At 40.0% G+C, this 18045-nt stretch carries 13 protein-coding genes; 6 read left to right on the top strand and 7 right to left on the bottom strand.

What is annotated here, in order from left to right:
- Positions 1–44: 44 nt before the first annotated feature.
- Both CBM24_RS22995 and CBM24_RS22990 read right to left on the bottom strand, forming a co-directional pair.
- Positions 45–2786 (bottom strand): 2-oxoglutarate dehydrogenase E1 component, encoded by a 2742-nt coding sequence (locus CBM24_RS22995; protein ID WP_070562932.1) that lies wholly within the window; start codon positions 2784–2786, stop codon positions 45–47.
- Positions 2787–2967: 181 nt separating this feature from the next.
- Positions 2968–4224: a deoxyribodipyrimidine photo-lyase gene (locus tag CBM24_RS22990; RefSeq protein WP_232475611.1), complete on the bottom strand. Its 1257-nt coding sequence runs from the start codon at positions 4222–4224 to the stop codon at positions 2968–2970.
- Positions 4225–4706: 482 nt separating this feature from the next.
- Between CBM24_RS22990 and CBM24_RS22985 the strand changes: the two genes are divergently transcribed.
- The 3 genes from CBM24_RS22985 (at position 4707) to CBM24_RS22975 (ending at position 8025) form a co-directional block, all read left to right on the top strand.
- Positions 4707–5576 carry an NAD(P)-dependent oxidoreductase gene (locus tag CBM24_RS22985; RefSeq protein WP_088162881.1) on the top strand — a complete coding sequence of 290 codons (870 nt, stop codon included), beginning with the start codon at positions 4707–4709 and terminating at the stop codon, positions 5574–5576.
- Between the two features lie 196 nt (positions 5577–5772).
- Positions 5773–7611, top strand: coding sequence for a UbiD family decarboxylase (locus CBM24_RS22980; protein WP_088162880.1), 1839 nt, complete (start codon positions 5773–5775; stop codon positions 7609–7611).
- Between the two features lie 78 nt (positions 7612–7689).
- Positions 7690–8025 carry a HopJ type III effector protein gene (locus CBM24_RS22975; RefSeq protein WP_075994097.1) on the top strand — a complete coding sequence of 112 codons (336 nt, stop codon included), beginning with the start codon at positions 7690–7692 and terminating at the stop codon, positions 8023–8025.
- Between the two features lie 168 nt (positions 8026–8193).
- On the opposite strand, the gene CBM24_RS22970 is transcribed toward CBM24_RS22975, so the two are convergent.
- Both CBM24_RS22970 and CBM24_RS22965 read right to left on the bottom strand, forming a co-directional pair.
- Complete coding sequence (locus CBM24_RS22970) at positions 8194–8655, bottom strand: VOC family protein (RefSeq protein ID WP_088163759.1); 462 nt, start codon at positions 8653–8655, stop codon at positions 8194–8196.
- 177 nt (positions 8656–8832) lie between these two features.
- Positions 8833–9408, bottom strand: coding sequence for a Crp/Fnr family transcriptional regulator (locus CBM24_RS22965; protein ID WP_088162879.1), 576 nt, complete (start codon positions 9406–9408; stop codon positions 8833–8835).
- Positions 9409–9643: 235 nt separating this feature from the next.
- Here CBM24_RS22965 and asnB point away from each other — a divergent pair, with 235 nt between their 5' ends.
- The 3 genes from asnB to CBM24_RS22950 all read left to right on the top strand — a co-directional run bounded on the left by asnB (position 9644) and on the right by CBM24_RS22950 (position 14155).
- A complete protein-coding gene (gene asnB, locus CBM24_RS22960) occupies positions 9644–11332 on the top strand; it encodes an asparagine synthase B (RefSeq protein ID WP_088162878.1) in 1689 nt (562 codons plus the stop codon).
- Between the two features lie 283 nt (positions 11333–11615).
- Positions 11616–13184, top strand: coding sequence for a M20/M25/M40 family metallo-hydrolase (locus CBM24_RS22955; RefSeq protein WP_088162877.1), 1569 nt, complete (start codon positions 11616–11618; stop codon positions 13182–13184).
- Positions 13184–14155 (top strand): polysaccharide deacetylase family protein, encoded by a 972-nt coding sequence (locus CBM24_RS22950; RefSeq protein ID WP_232475610.1) that lies wholly within the window; start codon positions 13184–13186, stop codon positions 14153–14155. Before CBM24_RS22955 ends, CBM24_RS22950 begins: the two co-directional genes overlap by 1 nt.
- Here CBM24_RS22950 and CBM24_RS22945 read toward each other — a convergent pair.
- The 3 genes from CBM24_RS22945 to CBM24_RS22935 all read right to left on the bottom strand — a co-directional run bounded on the left by CBM24_RS22945 (position 14152) and on the right by CBM24_RS22935 (position 18034).
- On the bottom strand, positions 14152–14757 hold the full coding sequence (locus tag CBM24_RS22945) for a CDP-alcohol phosphatidyltransferase family protein (protein WP_198385987.1): 606 nt from the start codon (positions 14755–14757) through the stop codon (positions 14152–14154). The genes CBM24_RS22950 and CBM24_RS22945 overlap by 4 nt on opposite strands.
- A 119-nt stretch (positions 14758–14876) precedes the next feature.
- A complete protein-coding gene (locus CBM24_RS22940) occupies positions 14877–17060 on the bottom strand; it encodes a S9 family peptidase (protein WP_088162874.1) in 2184 nt (727 codons plus the stop codon).
- Positions 17061–17305: 245 nt separating this feature from the next.
- Entirely contained in the window at positions 17306–18034 is a 729-nt protein-coding gene (locus CBM24_RS22935) for a DUF1080 domain-containing protein (RefSeq protein WP_088163757.1), read from the bottom strand.
- Between the last annotated feature and the right edge of the window lie 11 nt (positions 18035–18045).

The following is an 18045-nucleotide window of genomic DNA, read 5'->3' as shown; positions in this document are numbered from 1 at the left end:
CAATTGCGTCCTATAGATAAGACGCAATTGATTTTAAATTGTTTTTATTCGAATGATTTATTTAAGATTTCTGCTTGTTGCGCAACGTGTTGTTTCATGTAACCCGTAGCTGTACTTCCACTTTCTTTACGGGCAACAAAACCTGTAAATGCAATCTCAGTACCCATTAGTTTACGGCAGTAGTAAGACCATGCTCCCATGTTCTCATTTTCTTCCTGAACCCAAACAAATTCTTTTGCCTTGTTGTATTTTTTACGGATTGCTTTCAATTGCTCTGTAGGAATTGGGAATAATTGTTCCAATCTGACGATAGCGATATCTTTGCGTTTGTCCGTTTCTTGTTTTTCTAATAAGTCGTAGTAAACTTTACCCGAACAGAATAACACGCGTTTAACGTCTTTTGCCGCAACATTTGCATCATCAATTACCTCTTGGAAAGCAGCTTCTGTAAAATCTTTCAACGGTGATACCACTTTAGGGTGGCGCAACAATGATTTTGGCGTAAATACAACCAATGGTTTACGGAACTCACGTACAAGTTGACGACGCAACAAGTGGAAATAGTTAGCTGGAGTAGTACAGTTTGCTAAGATCATATTCTCATCCGCACATAACTCTAAGAATCTTTCGATACGTGCTGAAGAGTGCTCAGGACCTTGACCTTCCATACCATGAGGAAGCATCATAACTAAACCGTTAGAACGTTTCCATTTTGTCTCTGCACTCGATAAATATTGATCAACGATGATTTGAGCACCGTTATAGAAATCTCCGAATTGAGCTTCCCAGATTGTCAACGAATTTGGATTAGAAGATGCATAACCATATTCAAATCCCAAAACAGCATATTCTGACAGTAACGAATTGTAGATAGAGAATTTATCGCCACCTTTAATATTGGCTAAAGGAACATATTTCTCTTCCGAATCTTCAAGCGTCAATACCGCATGACGGTGTGAGAATGTTCCACGTTGTACATCCTGCCCCGAGATACGTACACGGTTACCTTGATCCAATAATGTCGCGTAAGCCATCAATTCGCCCATTGCCCAATCGTATGAATCAGCAGTGATCATTTTGGCGCGATCTTCAAACAAACGTGTAATCTTACGGAAGAATTTTTTGTCCGAAGGTAAGGTTGTGATTTCTTTTGCTAATTTTAAGAATAGATCTTTTGCAACTTTCGTTTTATCCGAGGTTGTTAATACTTCACCTTTTTTAGCAGGACGCAATCCTTCCCATGCACCTTTAAACATCGGGATCTCTTCAGTCAATACCTCAACTGTTTTAGATTCCTCAAATTTAGTTTGCAATTCAGCTTTAAATTCTTTCTCGATATTTTTAGAATACGCCTCGTCAATACTTCCTTCAGTAATTAATTTTTTAGCGTAAACTTCTTTCGGGTTCGGATGTTTTTCGATGATTTTATACAACAATGGTTGCGTGAATTTTGGTTCATCAGCCTCATTGTGTCCAAATCTTCTATAACATAACAGATCGATAAATACGTCTGTTTTATATTTTTGACGGTATTCAACCGCTAAATTAATCGCATAAACTACCGCTTCAGCATCATCACCGTTCACATGGAACACAGGTGAAGAAGTGATTTTTGCTACGTCTGTACAGTATGTTCCAGAACGCGCATCCTTGTAGTTCGTTGTAAATCCAATCTGGTTGTTGATGACAATATGTACCGTACCGCCAGTTTTGTAACCATCGAGTTTGGACATTTGGGTTACTTCGTAAACTACACCTTGTCCAGCAATTGCTGCGTCACCATGAATGATGATCGGTGCAATTTTAGAAGAGTCGCCTTCGTATTTGAAATCAATCTTAGAACGGACCATACCTTCAACGATTGGATCTACAGTTTCCAAATGCGAAGGGTTCGGAGCCAAACTTAAGTGGACAGATTTGCCATCGTTTGTTTTGACCTCAGATGAAAAGCCCAAATGGTATTTTACGTCACCACCAAAGTTTACTTCAGGATCATCAGCGTAAGTCTTACCTTCAAATTCAGAGAATACTGATTTGTAAGATTTACCCATGATATTAGTCAATACATTCAGACGGCCACGGTGAGCCATACCGATAACAAATTCCTGGATACCGATTTCTGCACCTTTTTCAATGACTGAATCTAATGCTGGGATTAAACTTTCTGCGCCTTCCAATGAGAAACGTTTTTGACCTAAAAACTTAGTGCCTAAAAAGTTTTCGAATACAACGGCGTGGTTTAATTTGTTTAAAATTCTCTTTTTTGTGTCCAAAGAGAATTTTGGCATGTTACGGTCCGCTTCCATACGGTCCTGTAACCATTTAATTTTTTCTGGGTTACGGATATATTTGAATTCTGCACCAATAGAACGGCAGTAAGTATCCTCCACCAATTGACGGATGTCTTTTAATGTTGCTGGACCTAAACCGACTTCAACACCTGCATTAAAAACGGTGTTCATGTCTGCTTCAGCAAGACCAAACGTTTCTAATTCCTTGCCAGGATAGTATTTACGTCTCTCACGAACAGGGTTAGTGTGTGTGAATAGGTGGCCACGGTCACGGTAGCCATTGATCATGTTCAGCACATTGATTTCTTTCAATACGTGCTCAGGAGTAGCTTCGCCTACTGAACTTGTTGTTCCACCAGCATTTTGACCGAAATCAAAACCTTCAAAGAATTTTTGCCATCCGAAATCTACCGATTGGGGATCTTGCTTGTACGATTGATATAAGCCATCGACATAAGCCGAATCAGCATTACTCAAATATGTCAGATTGTCCATTTACAATTAAAACTATGAAATTTGTCAAAGTTATGAATAAAAAAAGAGTTTCTAATACTGAAATTGAATAATTTAATCAATAAATCTATCCAATTCTTAACATTTTTAGCATGATTTAAAAAGGGCTTCTAGCGTACTACAAATTTATTTTCTATTGGAATTATTTATTTCTGCCGAAGATTTATTTAACCAGTATTTCCTCCAGTTTTGGAAGTCCATTTGGGAAATGAGTTTTGATCAATTTTTGCCAATCCAGTGCTTTATTGTCTTTTTCACTTGTCCCAACCCCGGCAATATGAGACCACTGTCCATAAACAGTTGCCGGAGAATAGTCTAATAGATGTTCCTCATACCAGGAGGCGCCACGAAGCCAGTTTACCTGATACTCATGAACTAAATAGCTGGCCGCGATTAGGCGTGCTTGATAGGGGATATAGCCGGTCTTCTGTAATTGGACCATCACACTGTTTATAAAATCATGTTCTGTATGGCCCGATTTCCATTTTTCAAATAATTCCTCATTTCCTTCTAAGGTCGGATGATCCTGATGGGAGCTGTTTTTAGTACCCTGTGGCTTAAAAAATATATTCGGATATTTTTTAAGCATAAACCTAAAATAATCGCGCCAGAGAAGAATGTCGACAATTTTTTCAAATCGTTTGTCCTTTTTACCTTCACCAAGTTTTTTGATATTGTTATAGAGTAAAATAGGTGACAAGGCACCTGAAGCTATAAAAGGCCCTAGAATCAAGGGGTCCTGGTCCGTTTCCGGATAGGTTGACAATACCGCATGCATAATACTAAGCGCTGTGTCTTCGCCACCGAGAATATAGATGTCATCAACAGATTTGATCTCCTCCTCTGAATAGCCTAAATCTTTTAATGAAGGGATTTTGGTGTCCTCGAGATGGGGAGGGGTAAGGAAATTGGTCGGAAATGGGATTGGTTGCCGAACTAGACTTTCCCGCTCAACTTTTTTCTTGAAAATAGAAAAACCATTGGGTATATCTTTAATAGGGAAAGGGAGGTCTTCCTTGTGGTACAGGGTATGGCCAATGAAATGACGCAAATTTATTTTGCTGCTCCAAAGCTCACTTTCTACTTTTTCCGATATAGAAGTCTCCCGAAGTGCCACTTCGCGGTGGTGATAAACTTCGTTGACTTGGTATTTTTGTGCTATTCTTGGGATAATATCTTCAGGCTTGCCAATATAAGTTAATAAGTCGCTACCATGGCTCTTTAATTTTTCTTTTAAAGCGGTCACGGCTTCGATAACAAAGGCCGCCCGTAAAACACCGGTATTTAAGGTGCCAAATTGATTGCGGTCGAAATATCGGGGATCAAAACAGTATACCGGGATGATAAATGAACTTTTTTCAGAAGCTTGATAAAATACTTCATTGTCATGAAGTCTTAAATCATTTCTAAACCAGATCATTGTAGCCCTTTTGTCCATAGAGGTGAAGATAAATACTTTTTAGTGCAGCCTATTTTCAGAAGATTTACAAATATATAAGGATATTGTGTTCCTGAAAGTATTTATGCGCGAATTGACAAAAAAAGGACAATGACGGTACTTTTTTGAATGGTTTACTATATTTTGGTTAGGAAAAAATAAAAATAGTATTAAACTTATTTGATGTTTCTCTGTTCTAAAATCAGGGAATTATGATATTTGTAGGTCATTGCCGTTGCTCTTAAGACGATCGGAGTAACAGATTAAAAGCGTAAGAAAAACATGGAAAAAATAGCTGCATCACCAATGAAACCATCCTAGGGATTTTGTTCGTTTAAGAGATTAAAAGGGTAATACATAAATACAGCGTACTAGGAAGAAACGATCTTATTTAATGGCTCACAATCGTGAGAACGAATCATTAAATCGCGATGGTTTCATAGCCATAAAAATAGAGAATACGAATGAAAAAGGTTTTAATCAGCGGGCTAAATACCTATTTGGGACGACGGGCATCCTGTTATTTGCAATCCAGCGATTTTGATGTGACGGGATTAGTGCGCAACTTATCCCTTTTTAATAAAATAGTGAAAGAAAAGGTAACGGCAAAGCTTTTTGAATTGGACCTGCTACGGAAAGGAGAAGCTTTCGAGCGTTTTCAAATTGCTGATCTCAATTTTGGGATTTATTTTACACAAGTTCCTTCACTCGATAACGATATACAGCTTCAGCTTGAATTGCTTGGTCTGCGCAATTTCGTGGAAATTTGTAAACGTGGCGGAAATAATCGTGTCATTTATGTCGCAAGGCTAATGGATGAACATTTCTTGGAGCCTGTACGTGATCTACTGGAGAACTTACGTGTCCAATATACCATTGTGATTAAAAGTAGTGTGATCGGGAAAGAGAGTGTTTTAAACCGGATATTTGCGAAACTCGCCAAACGGCAGACCATATTTTATTGGAACTGGGTGGCTTCACTGAAGTTTCGACCGCTGCCTTTGCTCGATGTATACCGCTGGCTGCGGGAAATGCCTTGGGAAAATAATTTTATATCAGAAGTTATTTACCTCGGCGGCAATGAAGAAATGACATTTAGAGGCTTATTTTACCATTTCCTTAAGTGCACTTCCGAGAGTCAAAAGAGAGAAATTAGCGTCAATAAATTCTTTGCTAAACTTTTGCTGACAAGGTTGAATGATATCAATAAAGAAGATATCGACGAATTTAGAAGAGTACTTTATTATGAGAAAAATGTAGATAATTCAACTTGGCAGCGGGTGCAGGCATTTGAATTTACTCCTTTGAAATCCTATGTCTGCATGGATACCTAGTGGGCTACTGAAGCCCTTGCGCGATGTGCTTGTTTTGTTTGAACGTTGCTTTTAGGGTGTTTTGGCCATCTTATGTCGGTTGTATCCGATGGTAGGGGAGCAAGATCGAAGATCGCTAAAGGTTTTTTCTTTATATCCTGTTTAATAAATTATTCTGTTAAATTTGTGGATTAACGTGTTGAAGCAGATTTAATATATGGGATACAATAGTTTAGAAGCATGTGTTGCGGATCTTGAAAAACATGGCCATTTAATTCGGATCAAAGAGGAGGTCGATCCGTATCTGGAAATGGCTGCAATTCATATGCGGGTATTTGATGTTGAAGGACCGGCATTGTATTTTGAAAATATCAAAGGTTCGGAGTTTCCAGCTGTATCTAATTTATTTGGAACGCTGGATCGTTCGAAGTTTATGTTTCGGGATTCGTTGGATCACCTGAAGAAATTGGTGGATGTTAAGATGAATCCTGCCGCAGTGCTGAAAAATCCCTTTCAATATATTGGTTCATCGATGACCGCCCTAGGAGCTTTGCCCTGGAAAAAAAAGTCGGGGGCTCCCATACTTCACGGAAAAACATCAATTAGTAAACTTCCGCAGATTGTCAACTGGCCAATGGACGGTGGCGCTTTTGTGACGATGCCGCAGGTATATACCGAAGATATTGCCAAACCTGGTATTATGCAGGCTAATTTGGGGATGTATCGCATTCAGCTTTCCGGGAATGATTATCTGCCCGATCAGGAGATTGGTTTACATTATCAATTACATCGTGGTATCGGGGTTCATCAAACTAAGGCAAACGCGCTCGGTAAACCTTTAAAGGTGAGTATTTTTGTCGGCGGACCTCCAGCCCACCCCTTGTCTGCAGTAATGCCACTACCGGAAGGACTCTCCGAGATGATCTTTGCTGGAGCATTGGGAAATAGAAGATTTCGCTATTTTTATGATGATGAAGGCTTTTGTATCTCTGCGGATGCGGACTTTGTTATTACAGGTACCGTTTATCCCAACGAAAATAAACCGGAAGGTCCTTTTGGGGACCATATCGGCTATTATAGCTTAACTCATCCGTTTCCTTTGATGAAGGTGCATAATGTGTACCACAAGAAAAATCCAATTTGGTCTTTTACGGTTGTGGGGCGACCCCCGCAGGAAGATACTAGCTTTGGTGCTTTAATCCATGAAATTACGGGTGCGGCTATTCCAAAGGAGATTTCGGGTCTCCATGCCGTTAATGCTGTTGATGCGGCTGGTGTACATCCCTTGCTTTTTGCAATAGGGTCTGAACGGTATACGCCTTATCAGCGTGTCGATCGACCGCAGGAAATTTTAACAATAGCCAATCAGATACTGGGTAAAAACCAGCTCAGCCTTGCTAAATATTTGTTTATTTCAGCACATGAAGATAATCCGCAATTGGATATTTATGATATTCCGGCTTTTTTGGGGCATATCCTTGAACGCATAGACCTTTCTCGAGATGTTCATTTTCAGACCAATACGACTATTGATACCCTAGATTATTCTGGAGATGGATTAAATGCTGGTTCAAAGGTGGTTTTTGCTGCCGCCGGTACAAAGAAAAGAACATTGGGCCGTGAATTGCCAGCCAATTTTGAGCTGCCACGACCTTTTAATCAGGCAAAATTTGTCATACCAGGTGTGATTGCGATAGATGGACAGGCATTCTCCACATACGAGCATGAATCGAAAATTATGGCGGAATGGTGCCGCGCTGCCGCAGCAAGTTTCTGGGAAGGTTTTCCGTTGATTGTTTTATGTGATGATGCTAACTTTACCGCTGCTACTGTCAATAACTTTGTTTGGACAACGTTTACCCGGAGTAACCCTGCGTATGATATTTATGGAATAAATAGTTTTACAGCATTTAAACATTGGGGTTGTGAAGGTCCTCTGATTATTGATGCGCGAACAAAACCCCACCATGCCCCGGCTTTGATTAAAGATGAAGCGGTGGAAAGACGTGTGGATCAGCTTGCTGCAAAGGGAGGCTCGCTGCATGGAGTTATTTAAGAGCGCTTAATGCCTGTTCATTCAGGTTTATGGTTGAGAAATTAAATTAGAATAGATTTTAAAAGGTATAACATCAAGATGAATACAGCAGAATTATTGATTAAATCAAAAGGAAGCGAATTACAGTTTCAGGAAGTATTGGCTCATATTGCCGATCATTACAGCTATAGTCCCAGTGCATTTCAGAATGGGACGTTGAAAAATTCGAAAGAAGAAAATCAAGGCAGTGCAAAAGTTTTCTATTTTGCACAGTTGAATGGTCTTTCGCAGGAGGATACCTTGCGCCTTTTTGCCGAGCATTATCAGAATGTACTCGATAATCCTGAGGGAGAGGGACATCAGAACATTCGTCAATTTAGGACAAATGGCTGGGATGGGATCCTGTTTGAGCAAGAGGTATTGGTAAAGAAATAATACGTTCAGCTTTAAGGGGAGCTTACGGTGGAATAGGGATGCACTTGCTGTAGCGACAGTTTCGATTGAGATCGCATAAAATAGGCAAAAGTCACCCAAAAAAGAAAGGGCGGTAAACTGTTGTTATCGCCCTTTTTTGCCAAATATATTGCGGACTGTTTCGCTGGCTTAAGGCTTACTTTCGCAATCTTCTTCTTTATTTCCGCCAAAATATACCATCCAGCAAATTCCAAATTGATCTTGAAAAGCGCTGTATAGTTCGGCAAAGAATGTTTCGCCGAGCGGCATTTCAACAGCCTTTGCATTGGTGCTTAATGCATCATACAATGTTTTTGCCTCTGTGGTGCTTTCACACATCAGCATAACATAGCTGTTGTTTCCTTGAATGTATTGTTGACCAAAAGCAGGAATGACATCGGCACCCATCAACATGCTGTCTCCATTGATCGAAATTGCTGTATGACAGATTTTGTTTTTTGCTTCGTCTGGAACAGGTGGCATTTGTGGATCAGCGGGGATATCTCCGTAACGCATGTAGCCTGGGTTCTTTGTGTTGAAGACTTTTTCATAAAAATCGAATGCTTCTTCACAGTTTCCGTTGAAATTTAGATAAGCGTGTAATTTTGCCATGATTTCTAATTTTTGAATATAATGATTACTTCTTTTCGTTCTTTTTCTCAATTATTCTTCCCTGGGGACTACAATAAATAGCTTGGGAGTACATTCGTAAAATTAAACTGAAGTTTTCTTAAAAATCTTGCCTTAAGGCAAGATTTAAAAAAGTAGTTCTTTATTCATTAAAAAGGACTAATTTCCATGGACAATTTCCTTTCGAATACGGCTTAGGGAAGTGTCGGTGATACCTAGATAAGATGCGATATGTTTTAAGGGGGCTTGCTGTATCAATATTGGTTTTTCCTTAATCAGGCGTAGATAACGGGCAGTAGCAGGTTCTGTAATCATGGCAATAGCTCTATTTTTACTGTGAACAAGTTCTTTAGCCATCCAGGAACGGCCCCATTCCCTAAATTCAGGTATCTGATGAAAGAGTTCCTGGAAATCTTCAAATTTTATTTTCCAGAGACGGGTTTCCATGAGCGCCTGAATATTTTCCACCGTTGGATTGCGTTGAAAAAAAGAAGCCACTTCAATGACAACATCATTGTCACTACAGAAGCCGATGGTAACTTCATTGCCTTCATAATCATGTAAAAAGGAGCGTGTAAGTCCGTACTCAATCAAGTAGTAAGCATTTGAAACCTGTCCCTTGGTCAATATAAAATCGCCCTTTTTGACGGTTATGGCTTCGTGTTTCTCCGTGATGGCCGTTAATTCCTGTGGTGTGAGCGCAAGCTCACGATAGAAGGTTCTAATTAGATCCATGTCCTGGTTATTTGATTATGACGTCAATTTAACGATAAATCCGCAGATCAATTGTTAATCTATTGTGTGATTATTGTAAACAAATAAGTGTTTCGTTGATAATTTTGTTTGTTTATGAATCTATTTTTAATAAAAACACAATAAAAATTAAAAAACATTATGAATTTAGTTTTTAATTGTTTTACTTTGTGTCAATAACATAATGTAAAAACGAAATATTTAAAATTTTCATAATATGTGTGGAATTATTGGCGCTTTTGAATTAAAGCAACCTGCAAGCTCATTGAGATCTCAAGTATTAGAAATGTCAAAACGTATTCGTCACCGTGGTCCCGATTGGTCGGGTATATTCACTGGTGAGAAAGCTTTGTTGGCACACGAGAGATTAGCTATCGTTGATCCCAAATCGGGAAGTCAACCTTTGTACAGTCCGGATGGTAAAGTTGTACTAGCAGTTAATGGCGAGATCTATAACCACCATGAATTAAGAAATAGCCTTCCTGATTATGAGTTTTCTACACAAAGTGACTCTGAAGTTGTTTTGGCTTTATATTTAGCAAAAGGTCCCTCATTTGTGGATGAATTAAATGGTATTTTTGGATTTGCTCTATATGATTCGCGTGATGATTCCTTTTTTGTTGCACGTGATCATATGGGTATTATCCCTTTATATTACGGTGAAGATGAACAGGGACAGTTGTTTGTTGCATCTGAATTAAAATCACTGGAAGGTTTCTGTACGACGATTGAACAATTTCCTCCGGGACATTACTTGTATAGCGAAGCTGGGAAAACTCCGCAGCGCTGGTACCAACGTGATTGGGAAAGTTACGATGTCGTAAAAGACAACGAGACCGATATCGCCGTTTTACGCAAAGCTTTGGAAGATGCGGTACATCGTCAATTGATGTCAGATGTACCTTACGGTGTACTGCTGTCCGGAGGATTGGATTCATCCGTTATTGCGGCGGTAACGAAGAAATTTGCATCTAAACGCATCGAGAGTGACGATAAAGAAGATGCTTGGTATCCTCAATTGCATTCATTTGCGGTGGGACTGAAGGGTGCACCGGATCTAATTGCAGCACAAAAAGCTGCAGATCATATCGGAACGATACACCACGAGATCAACTTTACAATCCAAGAAGGATTAGATGCTATTCGTGATGTGATCTATCACCTGGAAACTTATGACGTCACAACGGTACGTGCTTCTACACCAATGTATTTATTAGCTCGTGTAATCAAATCAATGGGCATCAAAATGGTATTGTCGGGTGAAGGTTCAGACGAGCTTTTTGGTGGGTATCTTTATTTTCATAAAGCACCTAATGCACAGGAATTTCATGAAGAAACTGTACGCAAGCTGAAAAAGCTCTATCTGTACGATTGTCTGCGGGCAAATAAATCACTTGCGGCCTGGGGAGTAGAAGGACGTGTACCTTTCTTGGATAAAGAATTTATGGATATTGCTATGCGCATCAATCCTTCCGATAAAATGATTCGCGAAGGAAGAATGGAGAAATGGGTTGTACGTAAGGCATTTGAAGACTACTTGCCGGAGAGCATCGCATGGCGCCAGAAAGAGCAATTTTCTGATGGTGTAGGCTATAGCTGGATCGATACCTTGAAAGAGCAGGCTGAAAATAAAGTTTCTGATCAGGAATTTGCAGAGGCTTCAACGCGCTTCCCGATAAACACACCGAAAAATAAGGAAGAGTTTTTATATCGGACAATTTTCGAGTCCCATTTTCCTTCAACAGCGGCGGCACAAACTGTTCCTTCGGTAAAATCTGTCGCATGCAGTACACCAGAGGCCTTGGCTTGGGATGCTTCTTTCCAGCATCTGAATGATCCATCTGGAAGAGCTGTAGCCTCAGTCCACCAAGAGAGCTACGAGAAATCCAAAGTGGAAGCAGTGTAACTAATCAACCCTCATATCTATATTTAGTAAAGCCTGGAAAGATTCTTTTCAGGCTTTTTTATGTTCTCTTTTTAACTAAATAAGGGCATATTATTTAATTGATTAAAAATGAATGTGTTTTTTTAAATATTCTTTAGTAATTTTCGGAAAAACCAATCACAGGAAACGTTGAGTTTCTGAATTAGCTATAGGTGAACAAAATAGGAACGTGAATGTACAATTCAATATATTCCAGATGATCGTGTTCGCTGGTTAACAATTAATTATAAATAATGATATAAAGATGAAGATAGATTCAATGAAATACCATGGAATGAAATCTTTGGGGCTGGCACTTCTATTATTGAGCGCTCCAACTATTTTTGCGCAAAATAAAGACGCGATGGTTTCGTCAATTGTGCAGGAGGCAAATGCAAATTCACAATTGGAGAAGTATGCGTTTGAGCTTGTCGATATGATTGGCCCCCGTCTTGTCGGGAGTCCACAAATGCAACAGGCGCACGATTGGGTTGTCAAAAATTATAATGCGCTTGGAGCACAGGCTCGTAATGAGCCTTATGGTGAATGGCGTTCCTGGGAACGGGGAACTTCTCAAGTGACGATGACTTATCCGAGAATAAAGTCTTTAGAAGGTACACAGTTGGCTTTTAGTCCTATGACGAAGGAGAAAGGGATCGAGGCAGAAGTGGTCGCTATGCCTTTGTTTAGCTCCCAATCTGATTTTCAGTCCTGGCTTAAAACAGTTAAAGGCAAGATTGTATTGATTGGGATGAATCCACTGTCGGGGAGATCTGATGCCAACTGGAAGGAGTCTGCTTCCCCGAAAGGTTATGAAAAATATCAAACCTTAAAGAATGATCAGTTGAAAAAATGGGAAGGCAGCATGTCCTACACGGGAAGCACCCGTCGGACATTGCCATTGGCCCTGGAGAATGCGGGAGCCGTTGGTGTTATTGATTCCTACTGGACGGAGCTGCCAGGCATCACACGGATTTTTGATGCGAAGTCCAAACAGATTCCGGTATTTAATGTCGGATTGGAAGATTATGGTCTGTTATACCGCATGGCAGAACATGGGGTCAAACCTCGGGTATCACTACAGGGAAATTCAAAGGAGCTTGGGATATCAAAAACCTATAATAGTATTGCGGAGATCAAAGGAAAAGAAAAACCGGACGAATATGTTGTGCTTTCTGCACATCTGGATTCTTGGGACGGCGCTTCGGGTGCGACAGACAATGCTACCGGGGTGATTACAATGATGGAGGCAGTCCGTATTTTAAGAAAGGTTTATCCGGAAAATAAAAGAACGATTTTGGTCGGTAACTGGGGAAGTGAGGAACAGGGGCTGAACGGTTCTTCCGCATTTGTCGAGGATCATCCCGAGATCGCTAAAAATATACAGGTGGTATGGAATCAGGATAACGGGACGGGGCGAATTGTCCGTATCGGGGGGAGTGGTTTTGAAAAGTCCTACGAATACATTAGCCGCTGGGTGCAATATTTGCCTGAAGAGTTCCGTAATGAAATCCAAACCAGTTTTCCGGGCATGCCGGGGACGGGAGGGAGTGATCACTCTTCTTTCGTCCAAAAAGGAATTCCAGCCTTTGGGCTCTCTTCCACTTCCTGGGATTATGGTAAAGTGACCTGGCATACCAATCGCGATACCTACGATAAGATTGTGTTTGATGAGGTGAAACAAAACGCCATTATCGTTGCGATTTTAACTTACCTAGCCTGTGAAGAACCAACTTTGGTCTCCCGGGAAAAGATCATATTGCCAATCGATAAAGATGGCAAGCAGACGGTATGGCCAACAAATCTACAGTCAAAAAGAACAAGTGGTAATTGATGATGAAACAGCTCATTTTTGTTTGTCTATTTTTGGTATGCGTCCTATTCTCTTATGGACAGGCTTCATATGCTAATTTGGAAAACTACAGAACAGAGTGGTTAATCCTTCGTGAAAATAATAATTCCTTGGTGGGGATCCGTAGTTTCACGAAAAATGCTGTAAAATATTATTTAACGGTAGATCCTACTACATTGCAAACGCGTGTAGTAGGAGATCGATCAGTAAGCGTTCTGTACAAAGATGCGGCTCAGGTTACGAAAAGTCTAATTGGTTCGGTATATGAAAGTTGTTTTTCCTTGGTCAGAAAAACTGCAAATAACTTACAGGATGCGGGACTGAATTTTAGACTTCCCAAAGAGGCGGGTATTAATTTGACGATCGATCTATGTCCTTCACACAAACCTTTGGACAAAGCTATTTTTGAGGATCTTCTCGTTGCGTTTAAGGGAATTGATAGCACCCTGCCACTGGCCGTTTCTGTTTCGGGCAAATGGATGCTAAATCATGCTGCAGATCTGGAATGGCTAAAGTCATTGGATACAAAAGGTGTAAAGATTACCTGGATCAATCATACGTACGACCATGTTTTTAATAATAACCCTTTAACGTCCAATTTTCTGCTGTCTAAAAATACGAATCTAAATTATGAGGTATTGGAGAATGAAAAATTGATGCTAAAAAATGGGCTTATGCCTTCCGTTTTTTTTCGTTGTCCGGGCCTAGTTTCAGATCGAAATATTATTGAACGGCTGTTGTCTTATGGTCTTATTGCAGTTGGCTCGGATGCATGGTTGGCTAAAGGGCAGCAAGCCAAGAATGGAAGTATTGTTCTGATTCATGGTAATGGGAATGAAGAACTCGGTGTGCAGGATTTTATCCAATTGCTTCGGACAGAATCTCAGTCAATAAAAACAAAACATTGGACATTATATAGTTTATCTGAAGGTTTGGATGAGGAGCCGCATTAACTATTGAACAACTTGTTTTTAAGGATCGCCTTTCCTTTGCGTAGCTGGATAGCGTGATAGATACTTGGGATGTCGTTAGACCAGTTTTTGAGCGTGAGGATAATAGCAATAATTTCCAAACGTGTAAGAAGGCCTAACCAGACCGTTAACTGAAATAAGATTGTTGATTGGCAATGTAGCAGTAATTCGACTAAAAGGGCGAATAAAAACAGCGTCCAGATCTTCGCTCCAATGGAGTGTGTTGCAATTTCCTTTTTAAATTTTGCAAAGCTAATGATGTAGGTTAATATCTCTGATCCTACCAAGATCAAAATCAATGTAGCATTATCCTTAAAAAATTGTGGACAGCTCAGGTAAGTTACCAGTGAAATACAGGCAAAAAACAGGAGATCGACACTGGAGTCCCATCTGCGTAACAGCGTGGTAGAAACAGCTAGCTTACGGGCAATAATGCCGTCAAATATGTCGCTTAATAATCCGATTACAAGAAATGAAATTGCATACCATTTAAAATGATCCACTTTGAGCCAGTAAAAGAGCAACAGCAGCAGGCCTAAGACAAGGCGCAGTATAATAAGTGTAAAAGGAATGTTCTTTTTCAAAGCCTGCGGATAATCGGTTAAAGCGTTGTCATTAAAGATACGTATTGTACATGATAAAACAAAAAAGGCATCTTTTATATTGAAAGGTGCCTTTTTTGTTTTTCTAGCTTGCCTAAGTTTTACGATGGATTTTTGAGGTGTTGATTAAAGTAGTCTGCAATTTTTTCGTACATATGAATACGGTCTTTCCCCATCACATTGTGTTCATGAGTCGGGTATAGAAAATAATCTACTTGCTTTCCGGCTTTAATACAGGCTTCTAAAAACTCCATGCTGTTTTGCTGTACAACGACAGGGTCTTGTGCGCCATGAATAATCAATAGTCTTCCTTTCAGTTGATCGGCTTTAGTGAGCAGAGATGTCAATTTATAACCTTCGGGATTTTCTTGTGGAGTGTCCATGTAGCGTTCGCCATACATAACCTCATAAAATTTCCAGTCGATTACAGGGCCTCCGGCTACAGCAGCCTTGAAAATATCGTTATGATGTAGCATGAAGGAAGTCGTCATAAAACCACCGAAGCTCCACCCGAAAATACCCATGCGTTGTTGGTCAACAAAAGATTTTGATTTAAGGAACTCAATTCCTTTCATCTGGTCGGCCATTTCGTTTTGACCGAGGTTGCGGTGCGTGGCCGTATAGAAATCCCGGCCTCTGTAATTTGTGCCGCGATTGTCCATGGTGAACACGATATATCCTTGTTGGGCCATATACATATCAAAATAACCGGCCCCTCCTAGCCATTTGTTAGAAACAAGCTGCGAATGTGATCCGCCGTATAAATAGTACATGACGGGGTATTTTTTTGCAGGATCAAAATCGTTGGGATAAATGATACGTCCTGTCAATGGGTATTTTCCATCTGCAGATGTCAACTGTACAAATTCGATTTTAGGATCATTTATTTTTCCGGCAAAAGGGTTCTCTGCATTGACTAAGGTTGTTTCTTTAGCAGATTTAACGTCTTTGATCTGAATTTTATTTGGTGTTTTTAAATTACTATACTGATCGTAGATGTACTTGCCATCGCTGCTTAGCGCAGCATGGTGCATGCCCGATTCATTCGTTAGTTGAACCGTTTTCCCTGATTTTAGGTCGACTTCAAATAATTGGCGATCTAAACCGTTGTTGGTGACTCCCGTGTAACTTACTTTGTTGCCATCAGCCGAAAAGTCAAGGAATGCTTCCATGACAATATCTTTATAGCCTAATTTTTTGATCAAATTACCTTCCGTGTTATAGAGGTAAAGTTGATTATAGCCATCTTTATCCGATTGATAAAGGAATTGATCCGGTTTGTTTGGTAAAAATGTCAATGGGTTTTCTGGCTCAACCCAGGTTGTCGCAGTTTCTTCGAACAGGGTTTTGACCAAGGAGCCGTTTTCTGCATTATATTTGTTGACTTTAAGATCATTTTGCCCACGGTTAAGTACTCCGACGTAGATGTATTTACCAGAAGGATCCCATGTAACCATGGTTAAATATTGCTCTGAATGCTCGCCGGTTTGAAGGGTTACCTTTTGCCCTGTGGTGGTATTGTAAACGATCAAAGAAACTTCTTCTGATTTTTGGCCTGTCATGGGGTATTTGATCCATTTGATATCCGCAATTTTGGGACTCCATTGCGGTAATGGATAATTGGCAACCATCGTTTCGTCTTTGTGGTAGTACAGCAGTTTGTCATTTTGATTGTTCCACCACATTCCTTTCTTGATGCCAAATTCTTGACGGTGGGTATAATCGCTTCCATTGACAATCCCTTTGTCTGTATCGTTGGTTACAGCGGTAATTTTGCCGTTTTTGTCAACAATTGCGATGTTGTTGTCTACTAAATAGGCGATTTTTGAAAAATCCGAACTGACTTCGCGATTAGCTCCCTTGTTGTCATTACCGATAAAACTTTCAATATTTTTTGATTTAATGTTGTAAGCTACCGTATAGGTTTTATCTTTTCCTTCAACTTGCAGTAATAGTGCATTTCCGTCGCGCCATTTGTAGTCGTAAGGAAATACGCGCAAACTAAATGTTTCGTTCGGGATAGCTGTTTTTAGTGCTTTTTCGAGATCTGTTTTAGATACGAGATTTGTTTCGCTCCAGTTATTGGAAGCGCTTTTGGATAATAGGTTCTGGTACGATTTATCGAGATAGGAGAGGTTGTTTGATTTTGGGATCCACGATGCTCCGGCTATCGATGTTGGGGCATAAGTTCGGGGGCCAAATACTGTTTCTTCTAAATTGAGGTTACGTTGTGCATAGCTGCTGATGGAGCTTGCCAACAAGAAGAATAGCGCAATTCTTTTCATTAAACTGTAATATTGTGTGAATGTTTATACTCAACGGCATAAGTGAGCCCATTCCAGTGGTTATTTGCGTGTCATTAATCCACTCACATCAGGCTTCTAAGTCTATTGCGGTAAGAAATTAATGGCGCAAGGAGCTCATTACATTCCGTTTGTTTTTAAATTTTATAGGGCTAAATTAGGGAAATAGCCCTATAAAACCTAATACAGAATTGTTGCTTTTCTAACTAAAATTGTTTGCTGCAAACCTATAGTTTACGTAACCAGATGTTTCTGAACTGGACCAAATCACCGTGATCCTGCAGTATAATTGGGCCTGGGCCATGGCTTATCTGCTTAGGTAGTCCTATATATTCTGTGGTACCGTCGATTTGGGTATTGTTTTGTACAACGACTCCATTATGTAAGACTGTTACTGTTCCTTTAGCGGTCAATATTCCATCTTTACTGAATTGAGGAGCCTTATAAATAATATCATATACATGCCATTTGTCCGGTGCAATTACTTGCGCCAATGGTGGACGTTGTTTATACAGACTACCCGCTCCACCATTGACATAGGTTGGGTTGTTATTGTTGTCTAATACCTGAATTTCATAATGCCCCTGTAGGAAAATTCCACTATTGCCGCGTCCTTGGCCTTCACCTTTGATTACTTCGGGGCTTTTCCATTCAACATGCAGTTGAAAATCGGTAAAATGTTCGTTAGTCTCAATGGCTCCAGCTCCCGGTTTTACTTCGAGCACGTTGTTGGCTACAGTCCAATTGGCTTTTCCTTTTTCACTTTTCCACTTACTGAGATCCTTCCCGTCAAAAAGGACAATTGCATCGCTTGGAATACCATGATCGATTGTTAATGTAGGGGGGACAGGACTATAATATTCCGTGTCACTGGCTTTCATATTGGTTTGGGCCTGCAGTGCTGTGGCACCAAATAAGAGCGTTGTTGCTAGTGCTGATGATAAAAAAAAGTTCATCTGTTGGGTTT

Origin of the sequence: Sphingobacterium sp. G1-14, from assembly GCF_002196555.1 — a bacterium.
In the GTDB taxonomy this organism is placed as follows: Bacteria; Bacteroidota; Bacteroidia; order Sphingobacteriales; family Sphingobacteriaceae; genus Sphingobacterium; species Sphingobacterium siyangense.
This window is presented reverse-complemented; position numbering and strand designations above follow the sequence as displayed.

Excerpts from the sequence above, each read along its gene's own strand:
- CBM24_RS22995 (WP_070562932.1), bottom strand. The coding sequence starts at position 2,786 with ATGGACAATCTGACATATTTGAGTAATGCTGATTCGGCTTATGTCGAT.
- CBM24_RS22990 (WP_232475611.1), bottom strand. The coding sequence starts at position 4,224 with ATGATCTGGTTTAGAAATGATTTAAGACTTCATGACAATGAAGTATTT.
- CBM24_RS22985 (WP_088162881.1), top strand. The coding sequence starts at position 4,707 with ATGAAAAAGGTTTTAATCAGCGGGCTAAATACCTATTTGGGACGACGG.
- CBM24_RS22980 (WP_088162880.1), top strand. The coding sequence starts at position 5,773 with ATGGGATACAATAGTTTAGAAGCATGTGTTGCGGATCTTGAAAAACAT.
- CBM24_RS22975 (WP_075994097.1), top strand. The coding sequence starts at position 7,690 with ATGAATACAGCAGAATTATTGATTAAATCAAAAGGAAGCGAATTACAG.
- CBM24_RS22970 (WP_088163759.1), bottom strand. The coding sequence starts at position 8,655 with ATGGCAAAATTACACGCTTATCTAAATTTCAACGGAAACTGTGAAGAA.
- CBM24_RS22965 (WP_088162879.1), bottom strand. The coding sequence starts at position 9,408 with ATGGATCTAATTAGAACCTTCTATCGTGAGCTTGCGCTCACACCACAG.
- asnB (WP_088162878.1), top strand. The coding sequence starts at position 9,644 with ATGTGTGGAATTATTGGCGCTTTTGAATTAAAGCAACCTGCAAGCTCA.
- CBM24_RS22955 (WP_088162877.1), top strand. The coding sequence starts at position 11,616 with ATGAAGATAGATTCAATGAAATACCATGGAATGAAATCTTTGGGGCTG.
- CBM24_RS22950 (WP_232475610.1), top strand. The coding sequence starts at position 13,184 with ATGATGAAACAGCTCATTTTTGTTTGTCTATTTTTGGTATGCGTCCTA.
- CBM24_RS22940 (WP_088162874.1), bottom strand. The coding sequence starts at position 17,060 with ATGAAAAGAATTGCGCTATTCTTCTTGTTGGCAAGCTCCATCAGCAGC.
- CBM24_RS22935 (WP_088163757.1), bottom strand. The coding sequence starts at position 18,034 with ATGAACTTTTTTTTATCATCAGCACTAGCAACAACGCTCTTATTTGGT.